We start from the raw sequence: 15,679 nt of genomic DNA on the forward strand, positions 1-15,679 counted from the left end.
TTCACCCCCGCGCCTGCAGCAGTGCGGCGATCTCGTCGATGCCAAAACGCACAGGATCCGTAGCCGGTAAACCAAACTCTGCGCTGACTTCGGCGCAATAGGCGCGCGCTTCGTCTTCCGTGTAATTTGAGGTGTTAATGGCAAACCCCGCCAGCTGGACAGACGCGCTGGTCACCTGGGCAGCGCGCAGATTGGCTTCAACGCAGTCTTTCAGGCTGACCATTGGCTGATGAGGTAAATGGCGCATATGGGGGCGCCCCATTTCATGGCACATCACCAACCAGTGAGGTTGCGCACCGTGCATGAGCCCCATACTGACGCCTGCGTAAGAGGGGTGGAACAGTGACCCCTGCCCTTCAACGATGTCCCAGTGATCCTCATCATTCGCGGGTGACAGCGCTTCGGCCGCACCGGCAATAAAATCCGCGATGACCGCATCCACGGCAATCCCTTCGCCCGCCACCAGAATCCCTGTCTGACCTGTAGCGCGAAAATCCGCTTTCATTCCGCGCTCACGCATCGCCGCTTCCAGCGCCAGTGAGGTGTACATCTTGCCCACGGAGCAGTCAGTGCCAACAGTCAGTATCCGTTTGCCTGTCCGCTTCTTACCACTGCCGACGCTCAGCGTCGGACGCATATGACGTAAGTCAAAAAGCTCAACACCAAACGTCTGGGCAAGCGTCACCAGTTCGGGCTCGTCCACCAGACGGTGATGCAGTCCGCTGGCAACGTTCATGCCTGCTTTGATGGCACTTTTCACCGTATCCAGCCAGTGTTCTGGCAGATAGCCCCCTGCGTTAGCAGTACCGAGCACCAGCGTTTTCGCGCCGCGTGCTTTGGCGCTGATGATGTCAAGTTCATCCAGACCCAGGCTGACAGTACAGCCCGGGAGTTTAATTTCGCCCACGCACTGCTCCGGCCGCCAGATATGAATACCGCGCGCCGTTTTTGCCGCGAGTGGATCGGTGACATCGCCAAGAAAAAGTAAATAGGGTTGTGGAATTAGCATGATATTTCTCGTTTCAGACAAAGGTAAGTTTCTGAACCCACTATTTCATGCGCTTCAAAAGGTGACGAATGCTTGTTTAGTTGGAGGATATAACCGCAGGCTATAGTCAGATGAAAAGGTTATGGCACCCACGTTAATTCAGGGATCAGGGCGAAAATCAGTTCAGTTTGCGGGGGAATTCATAGGAAAAGATAATATGTCAGGCGCGCAAAGGCGGTGAAAAATGCCTGGTTAGTGTTATGCAACGATCACCAGGCACCCTTAACACCCACTGACGACAGACGAAGCAATAAAAGGTTACGGCTCTCTCAGCGCCGTTTCTGTGGCTGCCTCAATCTCAGGCGGCGTCTTTGTCATTTTACTGCGGCTCAGGAAAGCATTGAGTAAAATCGCCCCAAAGGTCGCGGTGCCGATGCCGCCCAGGCTTAGGGTGAAGTTGCCCGCGCCCAGTACCAGCGTAACTGCCACCATGATGAGATTGCCATTCAGGCCCAAATCAACGTGGTTTTGTACCCAAATGCGGGCGCCAGCTACGGCAATCAAGCCAAATACCACGATGGATGCTCCACCGAGCACCGGGCCAGGAATGGTGTGGATCAAGGCACCAAATTTAGGCGAAAAACCCAACACAATGGCCATGATTGCGGCGGCGACAAAAATCAGCGTGGAGTAAATTTTAGTGACGGCCATGACGCCGATATTTTCGGCATAGGTTGTCACGCCGGTGCCGCCCGCCGAAGCCGAAAGCAAGGTCGCCAGGCCATCCCCGATAAAGGCGCGGCCCATGTAGGGATCGAGATTTTTACCGGTCATCCCCGCCACGGCTTTAATATGGCCAAGGTTTTCCGCAACCAGGATCACCGCCACCGGCGCAATCATCAGCATAGCGTGCGTGCTGAATACCGGCGTAGTGACGGTGGGCACGCCGAACCAGGGCGCCTGCGCCACGGCGCTGAAATTCACCGGCGTGCCCAGCCCGAGGCCGTTGGTGATCGCCATATAAATCAGGTACGCCGCCACCAGACCCAGCAACAGTAACAGTCGCTGTACCAGACCGCGTGTAAACACCGCCACCGATCCGATACACAGCACCGTCATCACCGCCATCCAGCTGTCAAACGATGAAGCGGATACGCTGTTTATGGCAATCGGCGCCAGATTGAGTCCAATCGCCATCACTACCGCGCCGGTCACCACCGGCGGCATCAGGCGCTCAATCCAGCGAGTGCCGACCGCCATGACGACAAAACCGATCAGCATGTAAATCAGGCCACAGGCGATAATCCCGCCCAGCGCGACGCCGATATTCGGGTTCGTGCCGTGGCCGCTGTAGCCGGTCACGGCAATCACTAACCCGACAAATGCAGCACTGGAACCGAGATAACTCGGCACGCGCCCGCCTACGACCAGGAAGAACAGCAGCGTGCCGATGCCCGACATCAGGATCGCCATATTGGCGTCAAACCCCATCAGCAATGGCATGAGTACCGTGGCGCCAAACATCGCCACCGTGTGTTGCAGTCCCATGATCACCGTCGCGCCAAACGGTAGCCGTTCATCCGGCGCGATCACCGCGCCATCCAGATTACCTTCTCTTTTACGCCATTGCGGAAACCAGGAATGTGCCATGTACGATCCTTACTAAGTTGAATGCGGATTGAGTTAACAGGCTATCTGACGCATCAGCGGATGATAGCGTCGGTCGAAATACGCCAGTCCGTGGCAGTCATCGTTGCAACGGAGTGCAACAACTTCACAAAACATAATATCGTGGGTACCGACCCGGGTGATCTGCGTGACCTTGCAGTCAAATGACACCAGCGCGTTAGTGAGGATCGGGGAGCCGGTGGCGAGATCTGTCCATTCGGCGGCGTCGAAGCGTTGTTCCATCGGCGTTTTTCCGCCGAATAAATTAGAAAGTGATTCGTGGCTGTCGGCCAGCGTGTTTACGCACAGCACCTGATTTTGTATAAACGCCGGATGTACCGACGCAGAACGGTTCAGGCACACCAGCAGTGTCGGTGGCGTATCGGTGACGCTGCACACAGCAGAGGCGGTGAAACCTGCCCGACCGCCGGGGCCGTCAGTGGTGATGATATTGACGGCAGAGCCGAGGCGCGCCATGGCATTGCGGTATTCCTGTTTCTCAACGGCAGCCTCTTTTTCAGCAAGGGGCATGTCGGTCTCGGGCAGTGTGGCGTTCAGGGTTGATTGCATGCTCGTGTCCTCAGTCATGATCGGTGATGCTTACAGCACGCGACAGGCGCGGTCAAAGTCCAGGCGCGGTGCGCGCGGATAGACTTTGCTGCTGTCGCCGTAACCAATGTTAATCAGAAAATTCGATTTCCAGCCTTCCTGCGCCAGAAAGGTTTCATCAACTTTGGCATTGTCGAAACCGGACATCGGTCCGGTATCCAGGCCGATCGCGCGACAGGCCATAATCAGATACGCAGCCTGTAAACTGCTGTTGCGGAACGCGGTATCCTGTGCCAGCTGTGGGCTGGAGGTGAACCATGAACGGGCATCGCCGGACGGAAACAGTTCAGGCAGCAGCTCATAGAATTCCGGATCCCAGGCAATAATCGCCGTCACCGGAGCGGTCATCGTTTTCTTCAGATTGCCACTGGAAAGTGCCGGCGCCAGTTGTTGTTTCGCTTCCTGGCTCTGAATAAATACGATGCGCACCGGGCTGCAGTTCGCCGAGGTCGGCCCCATGCGCGCCAGTTCGTAAATCGTTTTCAGTTGTTCGCCTGTTACCGGTTTATTCAGCCAGCCGTTATGGGTGCGGGCTTCGGTGAACAACGTGGCCAGCGCGCTGGCGGTTAATGCTTCGGTCATGGCATCTCCACAGGTATGAAATCAGACGGTGTTCCGGATGGATGCGAAGCCTGCCGCTGCAGCCAGTCCAGTAAAATCGGGTTAAACGTATCGGGGTCCGTTACGCTCATGGCATGTCCGCCGTAGCCCATTTGCAGGTGCTCGCCATGGGGAAGACGCGAGGCGAGATCGGCTGAACAGGACCAGGGCACCAGCAAATCATCTTTAGCGCTCAACGCCAGGGTCGGCGCGATGACGCCTTTGAGCGAGGTGGTCAGATCGGAGTCCATCAGCGCCTGCAGGCGATGCAGCAGGTTTTCCATCCCCTGAAAGTTCGCCACCTGATGCTGGCGCTCTTCCTGCAGGAAAGCTTCATGTTCAGAAAGCCAGTCACCCGGGTACAGAAACAGCGGCTGCGCCTGCACGTAGGCATCTACGCCGCTGTTAAGCAGCAGGTTCCGACGGACGTCGAAGCAGCGGCGCGTCTGGCTGTTAAGGACTGTCCAGCCATTAATTACCACCAGACTTTGCAGCAGCGCGGGATAACGCAGGGCAAGATGCAGACCCATAATGCCGCCCAGTGCGTGACCGACCAGATGACAGCGGCTGATATTCAGCGCGTTAAGTAAGCCTGCCAGCTCATCGGCCATATCCTCCATCCGGTAACCGGCGGGTACGCTACCCTGACTGGCGCCGGTGCCGTACTGGTCATAGACCACCACCCGAAAATGCGCCGAGAGCATCGCCAGCTGAGGCTGCCAGAATCCCCCGGAACCGCCGAGACCCGAGGAGAGCACGACGGTTTCTGCATCAGCGTTTTGCTGACCCAATACCTTGTAATACATACTGTTTCCTCAGATGAAATACATCACCGAACAGATTATTTGCCAAGGTGGGCAATCGATGCGATTTCGATCAACGCATCCGGTTTCACCAGCCCACACTGAATGCAGAACCTTGCCGGTTTTTCACCCGGGAAATACTCCGCATAGACCTGATTCACTGCCCCGTAATTCGCCCAGTCGGTGATAAAAATCGAGTTCATGGTGACGTCATCCATGCTGCCGCCTGCGGTTTCGATCACGCTTTTGATGATCTCCAGTACATGGCGGGTTTGTGCTGCCGCATCGCCCACATGTACGACGTTGTTGTCTTTATCAAAAGGCAAAGTACCGGAAACGTACAGGACCCCATCGGCAAGCGTACCGGGAACAAATGGCGCCAGCGGAACACCGCTGCCGGATGGAATAATGGCGCGTTTAGGCATCGTTCATTGTCCTTTTCACAAGCGGTCAGGCCGCGTTTTGTTCAGTTTTGTAACCCACCGCGTCGCAGAAGTGGCTTACGCTGGAGACCCAACCAAAAAACGTTTCGATGTTATAAATCGCGGCTTTTTGCGCAAACTCGGGGCCCGCCTGGTGTGTCGCGTCTTCCAGTACGACGCCAAAATATTCCAGAAAGAAGCCGTCACGCAGGGTGGATTCGACGCACACGTTGGTGGCAATGCCGGTAAAAACCAGATGATGAATGCCGTAGCTGCGCAGCAGGCTATCCAACTGGGTATTAAAGAAGCCGCTGTAGCGTGGTTTTGGCAGCACAATATCGCCTGGCTGGGGTTGCAGTTCATCGACCAGTTCGTAATCCCAGTCCCCTTTCGCCAGCAGTTTGCCCATCAGCTCGGGACGTTTGCGCATTGTTTTCAGCGCATTGGATTTATGGAAGTTGGGCGAGCCCGCCCCCCCGGCTTCGACATACTGATTGTCCCAGCCGTTCTGGAAAAAAATCACTTTTATGCCTGCCGCGCGAGCAGCGGCAATCGCCACTTTGATATTGGCAATGACCGGCGCGGTGGCAGACACGTCAAAGCCTGCCAGATCAAGATAACCGCCCTGCGAGGCGTAAGCGTTTTGCATATCCACCACAATAAGCGCCGTCTGCTGCGGGGTGAAACCAATGGCTTCAGGACGCGCGGCCAGCACCCTTTCCTCGCCAGCATTATCGGGCGCGCGGCGAACCACGGTTTGATTTTCAACAATGTTCATCATGCGACCTCTTTCTGCTCAATGCCGATGTGCTGGCGCGTTTTCATTAACGGCTGGATGTAGCGACCAAAGTTTTCAATGCCTTCGACGAAATCGTCAAAGGTCAGCAATACGCCGCCCGCACCGGGAACCGTATCGATCTCATCAAGCATTCTGGCGACGCTGGCCCAGGAGCCGACCAGCGTCCCCATGTTGATGTTGACCGCTGACGTGGGATCGGCCATCTGGCGAACATTGGTATCGCTGCCGGAGCGGGTATCTTTACTGCTCTGGTCGGTGAGCCATGACAGGGCTTCCGCATCAGCACCGGCTTTGTACAGCTCCCATTTGGCGCGCGCGGCCTCGTCGGTTTCATCGGCAATCACCATGAACAACACGTAAGAGGACACGTCACGGTTTTCAGCGTCAGCCGCTGTTTTCATGCGGGCTGCGGTAGGTGCAAAAGCGGTTGGCGTGTTGACGCCTTTGCCAAAGCAGAAGTTAAAATCGGCGTGTTTGGCGGAAAACGCCATGCCGGCGTCACTTTGTCCGGCGCAGATGACTTTCATTTCGCTTTGCGGGCGTGGACTGACGCGACAGTCATCCATTTTGAAAAATTCGCCGTCAAGCGTGCAGTGCCCTGTTCCCCACAGATCGCGCAGTACGCTGACATATTCGGTCAGGTAATCGTAGCGGCGGGTAAAATAGTCATCGCCAGGCCACATGCCCATTTGTTCGTATTCCGGTTTCTGCCAGCCGGTTACCACGTTCACGCCGAACCGGCCGTTGGAGATGGAGTCAATTGTGGCAGCCATGCGCGCAACGATTGCCGGTGGCATGACCAGGGTGGCGGCGGTGGCGTAGAGCTGAATGCGGGACGTTACGGCGGCCAGACCGGCCATCAACGTGAATGACTCCATGTTGTGTTCCCAGAATTCCGTTTTACCGCCGAAGCCGCGCAGTTTGATCATCGAGAGCGCGAAGTCGAAATGGTAGTGCTCTGCTTTCTGCACAATGGTTTTATTCAGTTCGAAGGTTGGCTTGTACTGCGGCGCAGTTTCTGAAATTAGCCAACCGTTGTTACCGATAGGAATAAAGACACCGATTTTCATAGCTCACCTCGATTGAAAATAATTGGGACGACAACAAGGGCTTGCGAAAATCTCTGCGCGGCTTAAGTGCGTCCTGCGGGTTCCTGTTGCACCGTGCTGAAATCTCCTGACGTAAGGACATTTGCAAAGCGGATGCCAGTTTTTAAAAAGTAATTTAAAACAGAATGTTATGGGGTTGTGTAGATTTATAATGGAGTAAATGGTCTAAAACAGACCACTTACTCAAAAATAACTGCACGTTAATCAGGCAGAGTTGAGCGCAAATGGTGCAGTTTTGTTAAATATTGGTTGTGCTGGGTTGTTATCAGGTTGTGTTTATAAATAACGCGTATGACGATAGTCGCCTTAATGCCTATTTGTTATGCTTTTGACCTTGTTGTGTGTATCAGGGAAATGTTGTGAAGCCATTGTCCGAAAACCCGGGTTCTGACGCCGGAGAAAACCTCGCCGCGAAAACGCCATCGAAATCTGTGACGCGACGTTCGCGAGCGGTTGCTGCCAAACGTGGCGCTATCATGGCCGCTGCACTGGAATTCTTCTCACTGTATGGCTTTCACGGCACCCGTCTTGAGCAGGTTGCTGAACGCGCGGATGTCTCGAAAACCAATCTGTTCTATTACTTTCCCTCGAAAGAAGATTTATACATTGCGGTGCTCAAAGGGCTGCTGGATATCTGGCTGGCACCGCTTAAAGCACTGCAGTCCGATCAGCATCCTCTGGAAGCAATACGGGAATATATTCGTCTGAAGCTTTGCGTCTCCCGTGACCATCCTCAGGCCTCAAGATTATTTTGTCTGGAGATGGTTCAGGGCGCACCGCTGCTGAAACAGGAGCTGGGCGGCAGCCTGAAAACGCTGGTGGAGGATAAATCGGACGTGATTCGCGGCTGGATTAAAGATGAGTTGATCGCACCCATCGATCCGATGCAGTTGATTTTTATGCTGTGGGCCACCACTCAGCATTACGCAGATTTTGGGGTACAGGTTGAGGCGATTACCGGTAAAACACTCAGCGATCCTGTGTTTTTTGAACAAACGGTGAAGAGTGTCCAGCACATCATCACCGAAGGGATTCAGATTCGGGCGTAAAAATGGCGGGCAGAACGCTACTGTTCCAGGCCGTTTACACCACAGGCTAAACTGGCCTCGCATCTCTCCCGGCGTCATTGCCGTAATGCGTGCGCAAAAAACTTCACGCCGTCAGGCCAGGCGCCCGGGTGGCCCGCAAACGCAGTGGCTGCATTGCCGACAAGCAGGTTATGGGTTCCGGCCTGGGTGATGTAAGGCCCCTCTGCGCGCAATCTCGCCAGCGTAATTAATGAAGGTCGGACAATAACGATATGGCCAGGCCTGTGCTTATCGGGGCTTTCATAGGAAATCACGACCAGCATTCCCTGGTTAGCAAGCTGCTGTGCATGTAGTGCATCGGCCGCCCTAATCCAGCCCGCCTGACGCCCTTCCTGACTGTCGAACCAGCGTGTCTGCGCGCTTGCCAGCAATATCTGGCTGTGCTCTGGTGGCCTGAGCATATACACACCCAGCCGGGCCCCCATGGCCGCCGCAAACGCACTGCAGTGAGTATGATTGCCGGGGCCTGAATAGTCATCCGGCTTGTCAGGCTGACCGGTTTCCCAGTTGACATGATGATGATTGAGCCATAAATGCTCAACGTCCGACCGATCAAGCACGGTGAGGATCGCCTGAGCGGCAGGCGTGACGGGACCACAGCAGGGTTGCTCAGCGGAGCGCGCGGACGAGGGAATGTTTTCGGCGGCAACCGTTATTCCTGTCAGTGCAACGAGTACCACAGCCATGCGGGTGACTAAACTTAAAAAAACGCGGATAAGCGATTTTTTCATCGTTACCTCACTGCGCAGACAGAAAGATCAGCCTGCAGGGATAATACTGGCAGCCAGCAACAGGCAGACCCGAATGTGTCTGGTTATCCCTGCCACGTCAATGCCCTGAAAACGGTGACGGCGGTCAATGTTTTCAGGGCTTCAGCAATGCGCTTAGGCATCACTCTTTTGATACATGGAGAAGAAACGGTTGTCGATACTTTCGCGGAAAAAAGCGTCCTGATCGAGGGCAGCACAGAATCCCTGATAGGTATGAGCAGGCACGGCAAGCCAGCGACGGCAGGTGCCATTGCGGTATTCAAGTTCCAGTACGCCTGACGTCGGGTCGAATCCCGCACTGCGGAAAAGGGAGGAAGAATTAATATCGTGTCGTTTCATAACGGATAGTCCCTATCGGTTGAGCCCAGTACCTGCGTTTAAGAGCGGCAATATAACACAGTCATCGATAAGAGTTGCCTTGGGTAAAAATCTTGCCATATTAAAAAATGATGCCCTGCCTGTAGAAGCCACACTGACCATGGTGTACCTGTAATGACGTCCAGCTAAATGCGTCGTTCGTAGCCGTTTTTCCTTTGTTTTCAGCCACGCTTTACGTTTTCTTGTCAGCCCCGGCGCTGACCGTCAAGGCGGTATAACTTCGTTTCTCTGTCTGCAGCCAGAGAAATGATAAAACGACTTTATTTTCTTATGATGACAGTGCATCAATAACTGATTGAACGATATCACCATTTGGCTATAATAGAACAACCAAATGGAGGTGATGATGAAACAGTTCACTTTACCCGTATCCGCTGCAGAACCGGATCGTCTATGGCAATTTGCTGGCCTGAGCAGTGCTGACGGCGTGATGCTGATGGATCAAATCGATGATGGTCTGGACGGCACGGTAGCCAGTCGCATTGTCACCTGGGCGCAAATCTCTCAGGCAGAACTGCGCCGTATGACCGGCATTGCGGGCTCAACCTTCACCCGCGGCGTTAAAAGCCGCTTTACTGCGGAGCAGAGCGAACGGCTGGTGCGTTTTATTCGCGTGATGGATCGTGCGGTTGAGCTGTTTGAGGGTGATAAAGAAAAGGCACGGCAGTGGCTCAATGAGCCTGCGCGCGCCTTAGGCAATAAAAAACCGGCCGATCTGGTTGCGTCAGAAACCGGTGCTTATGAAGTGCTGAAACTCATTACCCGGCTTGAACACGGTGTGTATTCTTGAAGCTCTATCGCATGACCAAAACGCGCTATCTGGGGTCGGCCTGGAGCGGTTTTGGTGCCCGTGAAGGCGGCGGACGCTGGAACAGCGTCGGCGTATCGATGGTCTACGCTTCTGAAACTGCTTCCCTCACCATGCTGGAGACGCTTATCCATCTGCAAAGCGCCAGCGTGCTGGACTTTTTTACCCTCATGAGCATTGACGTTCCCGACAGGCTGATTGAATGGATTGATATCAAGCAACTGCCTGACGACTGGGCCGCACCGGAAGCGCCTGCAGCGCTGCGTTTATTTGGTGATGCCTGGATACAAAGCGGGGGATCGGTCGCACTGCGCGTGCCCAGTGCCCTTTCGCCCGTGGAATCGAATTATCTTCTCAATCCCGAGCATCCTGAATTCAGTGCGATCGTCAGACAGGCGGTAAACATCCCCTTCCTTTTTGACGCACGTTTTTCCCGACAGGTATAAAGCCGGCGCATTAATATGCACCTCTTCACGTCGCCCTGCGCCCTGACATCGGGTTGGGCTCCGCTTTGCGATATGTGCTTCAGCGTGCACCTTTGTTAACGTTTCGATCGCTGCCGTAAATGGATGTAACAATCGTAAACTTAACGCGCAGCGAAAATATTTTTTACCGGAAACAGGGAAGAATACGCAATAAAAAGCAGTCATCCACCTTTCTGGCCCGGTTGTAAACGCATTGATTAGCGACGGATATTTTCAGGATACCGCATAATTTGCATTAAGTATTTTTCCGTTTTTTGCATCAATTTGTCGTCGATCGTGGTTTAAACAGGATAAGCAGAGTGAATAACTGAGCCATGATGATTAGGAAAAATGAATTTGGCTTAAGGTGGAGGATGCTGGCTAAATGACTGATTAATCGCTGATGTGTTTGCAGACGGCACCGATGTAGATTATTCAAAAGCCAAATTAACCGCCCCGGAAGAATTTCAAATTGTTATTGCGTTAACAATTTTTTACCTCCTTAACAGAAAATTGATAGTTAAGTAATGACAATAAACCGATTTGCAACAACATTTAAAATCAGAAAAACCCCTGATTAATGCATTGTATTTTTAATTCTGGTGTCACTTCATCAGGACAAGAATATGGCAAGCATAAGCACACTTGGCGCTGGTACTAACCTCGACCTCAACACGTTATATGATAATTTACAGTCAGCTGAGCAGGCGCAACTGACACCGATTACTAATCAGCAGGCGTCTTATAATGCGCAGCTGACGGCCTGGGGCGTGGTTCAGAGTTCAATGTCGAAATTGCAAACGGCCGCCTCTGCGCTGGAAAATGCCTCGAGCATTGCCACAACCAAAGTCACCAGCTCAAATACCGCCTTTACTGCCACGCTTGCCAGCGGTGCCGCAGCCGGAAACTATTCCGTTGAGGTCGATCAGCTCGCCGCCGCGCAGTCTCTGCTTTCTAAGTCCGCCAGCAGCGAAAGTACCGATCTCGGTGACAGCAGCATGGCATCACGTACGATTACCATCAGCCAGTCTGGGCAGAAATCGCCGCTGACCGTGACCTTAAACCAGGATCAGACCAGTCTGACAGATATCCGTGATGCAATTAACAAGCAGCAAGGTAGCGTTAATGCCAGCGTGATTATGGCAAACGATAACACCTACTATTTGTCCCTGACCGCACGTGATAGCGGTACCGCGAATGCGATGACCGTCAGCACCAATGACTCGACGCTGTCACAGTATATCAGTTACAGCAGTGGCGGCAGTAATAACGGCATGACACAGCAGGTTGCTGCTCAGGATGCTCAGTTGAAGATAAACGGTTTGGCTATCACGCGCAGCAGCAACATCGTCACCGATGCCCCTGAAGGGGTCACACTGAATCTGAATAAAGTTAACAGCGGTTCCCCTGAAACCTTATCTATCGCCACGGATACCACGCCTATGGCGACGGCGATTCAGACGTACGTTGATGCCTATAATTCCCTGCAAAAAACCATTGCAGATCAGACAAATTATACACCCGTGCAGGAAGGCCAGGCGCCAAGTACCGATAATGGCGATCTGCTGGGGGATAATACGTTAATGAATATCCAGACCAGCCTGCGCAGCCAGTTTTCCGATCCTCAGGGTAGCGGAAGCATTCAGGTACTCTCACAACTCGGCATTACCCAGGACGATAAAGGTGACCTGACGGTAGACAGCACCAAGCTGAATGCCGCCTTAACCAATCAGCCTGCAGATGTTTTAAGTTTTCTGACCGGTGATGGCAAAACTACGGGGTTCGCGACGCAGGTGACCAACAGACTCAATGATATGTTAGCCAGCAACGGCACGGTATCAAACGCGACGACAGGGATTAATACCTCGCTAAAACAGTTGTCTGATCAATATAACAACGTTAATGATCAGATCACCGCGGTCATGGCGCAGTATAAAACGGAGTTCACCAATCTGAGTACGCTGGTGTCTTCAATGACGCAGACGGGGGATTACCTCTCTGCACAGTTCGCAAAAATGTAATTCTGGTTTGGCCGAAATTTTTATCTTCCGCGCTGATGGTACACCTTGCCATCAGCGCGCTGCCGTTTGATGTTGTCTTTTCCCAGACCGGTTCCCCGTTCTTCCCTTCTCTGCTTAAGCTGAACACGATAAAGCCGTTCAACATTATTACCCGTCCGCTAACCGATGTCTCCGGGCATGAGAGCCAAGGCTGAACTCCCGTCGTTTTTCATGACAAACAGGTTTTAACGCTGCCAGCAATTTTCATGATTACGGACGTCTGTCTTTCTTGTGGGAAAATGTAAAAAAATAATTATTATCATCGTAATGCCGGATAATGATATATCTTACTTTTTAATTAGGGAGAGTTAATGTAATTTCCTTAATGAGAGGCTGTGTTACAGAAAAAACATGACTCATCATACCATGCGGCTAATAATGTAAATATTTAATCATCTGTGCTTTTTGATGATAAATGCTGTAACAAAAGGTTTTTAACCTTTAAAAAGTTATTCTTCTGATTGAGGTTTGTGTGTGCTTATAATAACTTTTTTCTGAGTTGTTTCTGTATTTACAACTTCACCGCCCTGTAAAAAAAACCATTCACTAATTAATCTTAACTGGCGTCTTTTCATTAAAGTTTGGCGGGGTCAGCTCGATAATAATAATGCGTAAATAATACGTTTCTATAAGAAGGAATTTACCATGTCAGTGATCAACACAAACGTTCTGTCGTTAATTACTCAAAACAACCTGAATAAGTCACAGTCATCATTGGGTACAGCCATCGAGCGCCTGTCATCAGGCCTGCGTATCAACAGCGCCAAAGATGACGCGGCCGGTGAAGCGATTGCTAACCGTTTCACATCAAATATTGACGGCCTGACGGTTGCCGCACGTAACGCCAATGACGGTATTTCATTGTCTCAGACGGCTGAAGGTGCACTGGATGAAATAAACAACAACCTGCAGCGTGTCCGTGACCTGACTGTTCAGGCTCAGAACAGCTCCAACTCAGCATCTGATATTGACTCAATCCAGGCTGAAGTTAACCAGCGTATGCAGGAGATTGACCGCGATACCAAGCAGACAGATTTCAACGGTCTGAAAGTCCTCAACACAGGATCGGGTAGCAGCACTTACAATTTCCAGGTCGGTGCGCAGGATGGCCAGACTATCGGTATCACTCTGAGTTCCAGTGACAGCTTCGATCTTGCTGCGGCCGGTAACGCCTCGTCAGGCACCGTGCAGAATACCAGCGTGACCACTGGCCAGACAGTTAACGGAACCGCCCGTAGCACTGCGGCTATTGGTTTTGACGTGCTGAAGGGTGCCGTAACCGGCGGTAGTGGTGGCACCGCATCAGGCAGCACCCCACTGGCGGATATCGATAAAGCCATCAAGGCCGTCGACAGTCAGCGCAGCCTGCTGGGTGCATCTCAGAACCGCTTTGAGTCTACAATCAGTAACCTGAATAACACCGTGACTAACCTGACTGCAGCACGAAGCCGTATCCAGGATGCGGACTATGCGACGGAAGTGTCGAACATGTCACGCGCGCAGATTCTGCAGCAGGCGGGCTCGTCGGTACTGGCCCAGGCCAATCAGGTACCTCAGACTATGCTGTCTTTACTTCGTTAATCGACAATTTAAGAACCACGCTTTTTGCAGAGCGTGGTTCTTCTCAGAGGATTAACTTAAATCACCCCTCGCTTACCCTGCGAATAAAATCACTGAACGCGGCTAACTGTTTTGCCAGATGTTCCAGCGTGCCCTGCTCAATCACCTTCCCGGCCTGCTCATCGACTTTATTCTGGATCGCCCCACCCATAAATTCCGGCTTGTTCAGCACCATGGCATCGAGAAATACCAGAATCTGACGCAGGTGATACTGACAACGTGCTCCACCAATAGCGCCCATGGAACTGGTTTGAATCGCCACCGGTTTTCCCGCCAAAGGTTGATTCGGTACGCGAGATAACCAGTCAATGGCATTCTTTAAACCGCCAGGCACGGAGTAGTTATATTCGGGTGTGACGATAATAACGCCATCAGCCTCGCGAATACGTGCAGCCAGCGTGTCAACCGTGGCGGGGAATCCCTCTTCTTGCTGAAGATCCGCATCGTACAGTGGAATATCCCGAATGGATGGCAGTGCATCTATGGTCATCCCCTCTGGCGCCAGCTGTGGGAGTGCACGAGCGATCATTGCGTTGTACGAGCCTTGCCTCAGGCTTCCCAGCAGCGTGACGATTTTTAACGGTTTGTCAGACATCATCCTTCTCCTTTTGAGTGGCTATAATGATTTACCCGATAAATCCGGATAGCATGTGAATGCGCTCTTCAACAACAAGCAGGTTATATGAGAACCTTTTTACCGATTTTACTCTCTCTGCTGCTCTCTGGCTGTCTGTCCTCACCCTCATCGCGTGAAACATCGACATCACAGCTGGCTAATCCTGCATCCCAACATTGCCTTGCTGTCGGCGGCAAAATTGACAGCGTGAAAACAGCGGGTGGCGAAGAGGGATACTGTACCTTGCCTTCGGGAGAACGCATAGATGAGTGGGCATTGTACCGCCGCAATACCCCGTAAAACCGGACGGCGGCATCATCTTTAAGGGAGTATCGCATTATGCCTACCCCGGATAACTATCTCGTCCGGCAAGCAACGACGCATGACCTGGCAGGCATCACGGCACTGCTTCAGGAAAACGCAGCGGGCAATGGCGGCGCGCTGAATGGCGATTTCCCCGCCGAAAAAGTTGCCGGCATGCTGAATCACCCTGGCGCCATAGTGGCAGTCGCGCAGTGTGCGGCAGGGATTGCCGGCGTGTTATTTAGCACCTCATCATTCCGGCAAGGCCCGGAGGTGGTGAACGCCATGTTACGCGCCTGGCCGCCCGGGAAGCAGTGCTGGATTTATGGCCCGGCCTGCATCAGCACCCGGGCCCGCGGTCAGGGCCTGCTGCTGCGTCTGTACGATGAACTGCGCAGTCACTACGGTACTAAGGCCCCGGTGCTGTTTATCCAGGCTGATAATCGTCGATCAATTCAGGCGCACGAGCGTCTTGGCATGACCCAGGTGGCGCAGTTTTACATCAACAACGTCCATTTTTTGGTCTACAGCCATTAATTGTCCTTCACGCCCTATGGCACAAATTGAAACCTGC

Annotated in this window: 18 protein-coding genes; 7 read left to right on the forward strand and 11 right to left on the reverse strand. The window is 52.8% G+C overall.

The window, feature by feature from the left end:
* Position 1: 1 nt before the first annotated feature.
* The 8 genes from dgcN to rutA form a co-directional block, all read right to left on the reverse strand.
* On the reverse strand, positions 2-1,009 hold the full coding sequence (gene dgcN / locus NXS97_RS01190) for an N-acetyltransferase DgcN (protein WP_014333151.1): 1,008 nt from the start codon (positions 1,007-1,009) through the stop codon (positions 2-4).
* Positions 1,010-1,306: 297 nt separating this feature from the next.
* Complete coding sequence (rutG, locus tag NXS97_RS01195) at positions 1,307-2,638, reverse strand: pyrimidine utilization transport protein G (protein WP_259231620.1); 1,332 nt, start codon at positions 2,636-2,638, stop codon at positions 1,307-1,309.
* Positions 2,639-2,671: 33 nt separating this feature from the next.
* A complete protein-coding gene (gene rutF, locus NXS97_RS01200) occupies positions 2,672-3,187 on the reverse strand; it encodes an NADH-dependent FMN reductase RutF (protein WP_088900766.1) in 516 nt (171 codons plus the stop codon).
* Positions 3,188-3,256: 69 nt separating this feature from the next.
* A complete protein-coding gene (locus tag NXS97_RS01205; protein ID WP_013027870.1) occupies positions 3,257-3,847 on the reverse strand; it encodes a malonic semialdehyde reductase in 591 nt (196 codons plus the stop codon).
* The gene (gene rutD, locus NXS97_RS01210; protein ID WP_013027869.1) at positions 3,844-4,671 is read right to left on the reverse strand and encodes a pyrimidine utilization protein D; all 828 of its coding nucleotides are present in this window, start codon (positions 4,669-4,671) and stop codon (positions 3,844-3,846) included. The genes NXS97_RS01205 and rutD overlap by 4 nt, the downstream gene beginning before the upstream one ends.
* Before the next feature lie 35 nt (positions 4,672-4,706).
* Complete coding sequence (gene rutC / locus NXS97_RS01215; protein WP_024472090.1) at positions 4,707-5,093, reverse strand: pyrimidine utilization protein C; 387 nt, start codon at positions 5,091-5,093, stop codon at positions 4,707-4,709.
* Positions 5,094-5,118: 25 nt separating this feature from the next.
* Complete coding sequence (gene rutB / locus NXS97_RS01220) at positions 5,119-5,868, reverse strand: pyrimidine utilization protein B (protein WP_014598332.1); 750 nt, start codon at positions 5,866-5,868, stop codon at positions 5,119-5,121.
* Entirely contained in the window at positions 5,868-6,959 is a 1,092-nt protein-coding gene (rutA, locus tag NXS97_RS01225) for a pyrimidine utilization protein A (protein ID WP_013027866.1), read from the reverse strand. Before rutA ends, rutB begins: the two co-directional genes overlap by 1 nt.
* 398 nt (positions 6,960-7,357) lie before the next feature.
* Here rutA and rutR point away from each other — a divergent pair, with 398 nt between their 5' ends.
* A complete protein-coding gene (rutR, locus tag NXS97_RS01230) occupies positions 7,358-8,047 on the forward strand; it encodes an HTH-type transcriptional regulator RutR (RefSeq protein WP_014598333.1) in 690 nt (229 codons plus the stop codon).
* Positions 8,048-8,121: 74 nt separating this feature from the next.
* Here rutR and NXS97_RS01235 read toward each other — a convergent pair whose 3' ends face one another.
* Both NXS97_RS01235 and NXS97_RS01240 read right to left on the reverse strand, forming a co-directional pair.
* The gene (locus NXS97_RS01235) at positions 8,122-8,817 is read right to left on the reverse strand and encodes a hypothetical protein (RefSeq protein WP_014598334.1); all 696 of its coding nucleotides are present in this window, start codon (positions 8,815-8,817) and stop codon (positions 8,122-8,124) included.
* Between the two features lie 153 nt (positions 8,818-8,970).
* Positions 8,971-9,195 (reverse strand): KTSC domain-containing protein, encoded by a 225-nt coding sequence (locus NXS97_RS01240; RefSeq protein ID WP_013027863.1) that lies wholly within the window; start codon positions 9,193-9,195, stop codon positions 8,971-8,973.
* Positions 9,196-9,580: 385 nt separating this feature from the next.
* Between NXS97_RS01240 and NXS97_RS01245 the strand changes: the two genes are divergently transcribed.
* The 4 genes from NXS97_RS01245 to NXS97_RS01260 all read left to right on the forward strand — a co-directional run bounded on the left by NXS97_RS01245 (position 9,581) and on the right by NXS97_RS01260 (position 14,147).
* Positions 9,581-10,024 carry an antitoxin Xre/MbcA/ParS toxin-binding domain-containing protein gene (locus tag NXS97_RS01245; protein WP_014598335.1) on the forward strand — a complete coding sequence of 148 codons (444 nt, stop codon included), beginning with the start codon at positions 9,581-9,583 and terminating at the stop codon, positions 10,022-10,024.
* On the forward strand, positions 10,021-10,488 hold the full coding sequence (locus NXS97_RS01250; protein ID WP_013027861.1) for an RES family NAD+ phosphorylase: 468 nt from the start codon (positions 10,021-10,023) through the stop codon (positions 10,486-10,488). The genes NXS97_RS01245 and NXS97_RS01250 overlap by 4 nt, the downstream gene beginning before the upstream one ends.
* 644 nt (positions 10,489-11,132) lie before the next feature.
* The gene (gene fliD, locus NXS97_RS01255; protein ID WP_014333136.1) at positions 11,133-12,527 is read left to right on the forward strand and encodes a flagellar filament capping protein FliD; all 1,395 of its coding nucleotides are present in this window, start codon (positions 11,133-11,135) and stop codon (positions 12,525-12,527) included.
* A 684-nt stretch (positions 12,528-13,211) separates the two neighbouring features.
* Positions 13,212-14,147 (forward strand): flagellin, encoded by a 936-nt coding sequence (locus tag NXS97_RS01260; RefSeq protein ID WP_013027859.1) that lies wholly within the window; start codon positions 13,212-13,214, stop codon positions 14,145-14,147.
* A gap of 61 nt (positions 14,148-14,208) precedes the next feature.
* On the opposite strand, the gene NXS97_RS01265 is transcribed toward NXS97_RS01260, so the two are convergent.
* Positions 14,209-14,781, reverse strand: coding sequence for an NADPH-dependent FMN reductase (locus NXS97_RS01265; RefSeq protein WP_014598338.1), 573 nt, complete (start codon positions 14,779-14,781; stop codon positions 14,209-14,211).
* Positions 14,782-14,868: 87 nt separating this feature from the next.
* Between NXS97_RS01265 and NXS97_RS01270 the strand changes: the two genes are divergently transcribed.
* The gene (locus NXS97_RS01270) at positions 14,869-15,102 is read left to right on the forward strand and encodes a DUF333 domain-containing protein (RefSeq protein WP_105091943.1); all 234 of its coding nucleotides are present in this window, start codon (positions 14,869-14,871) and stop codon (positions 15,100-15,102) included.
* A 39-nt stretch (positions 15,103-15,141) separates the two neighbouring features.
* Positions 15,142-15,642: a GNAT family N-acetyltransferase gene (locus NXS97_RS01275; RefSeq protein WP_014333134.1), complete on the forward strand. Its 501-nt coding sequence runs from the start codon at positions 15,142-15,144 to the stop codon at positions 15,640-15,642.
* Positions 15,643-15,679: the final 37 nt, after the last annotated feature.

The sequence above is a fragment of the Pantoea sp. B623 genome, from assembly GCF_024814475.1.
In the GTDB taxonomy this organism is placed as follows: domain Bacteria; phylum Pseudomonadota; class Gammaproteobacteria; order Enterobacterales; family Enterobacteriaceae; genus Pantoea; species Pantoea ananatis.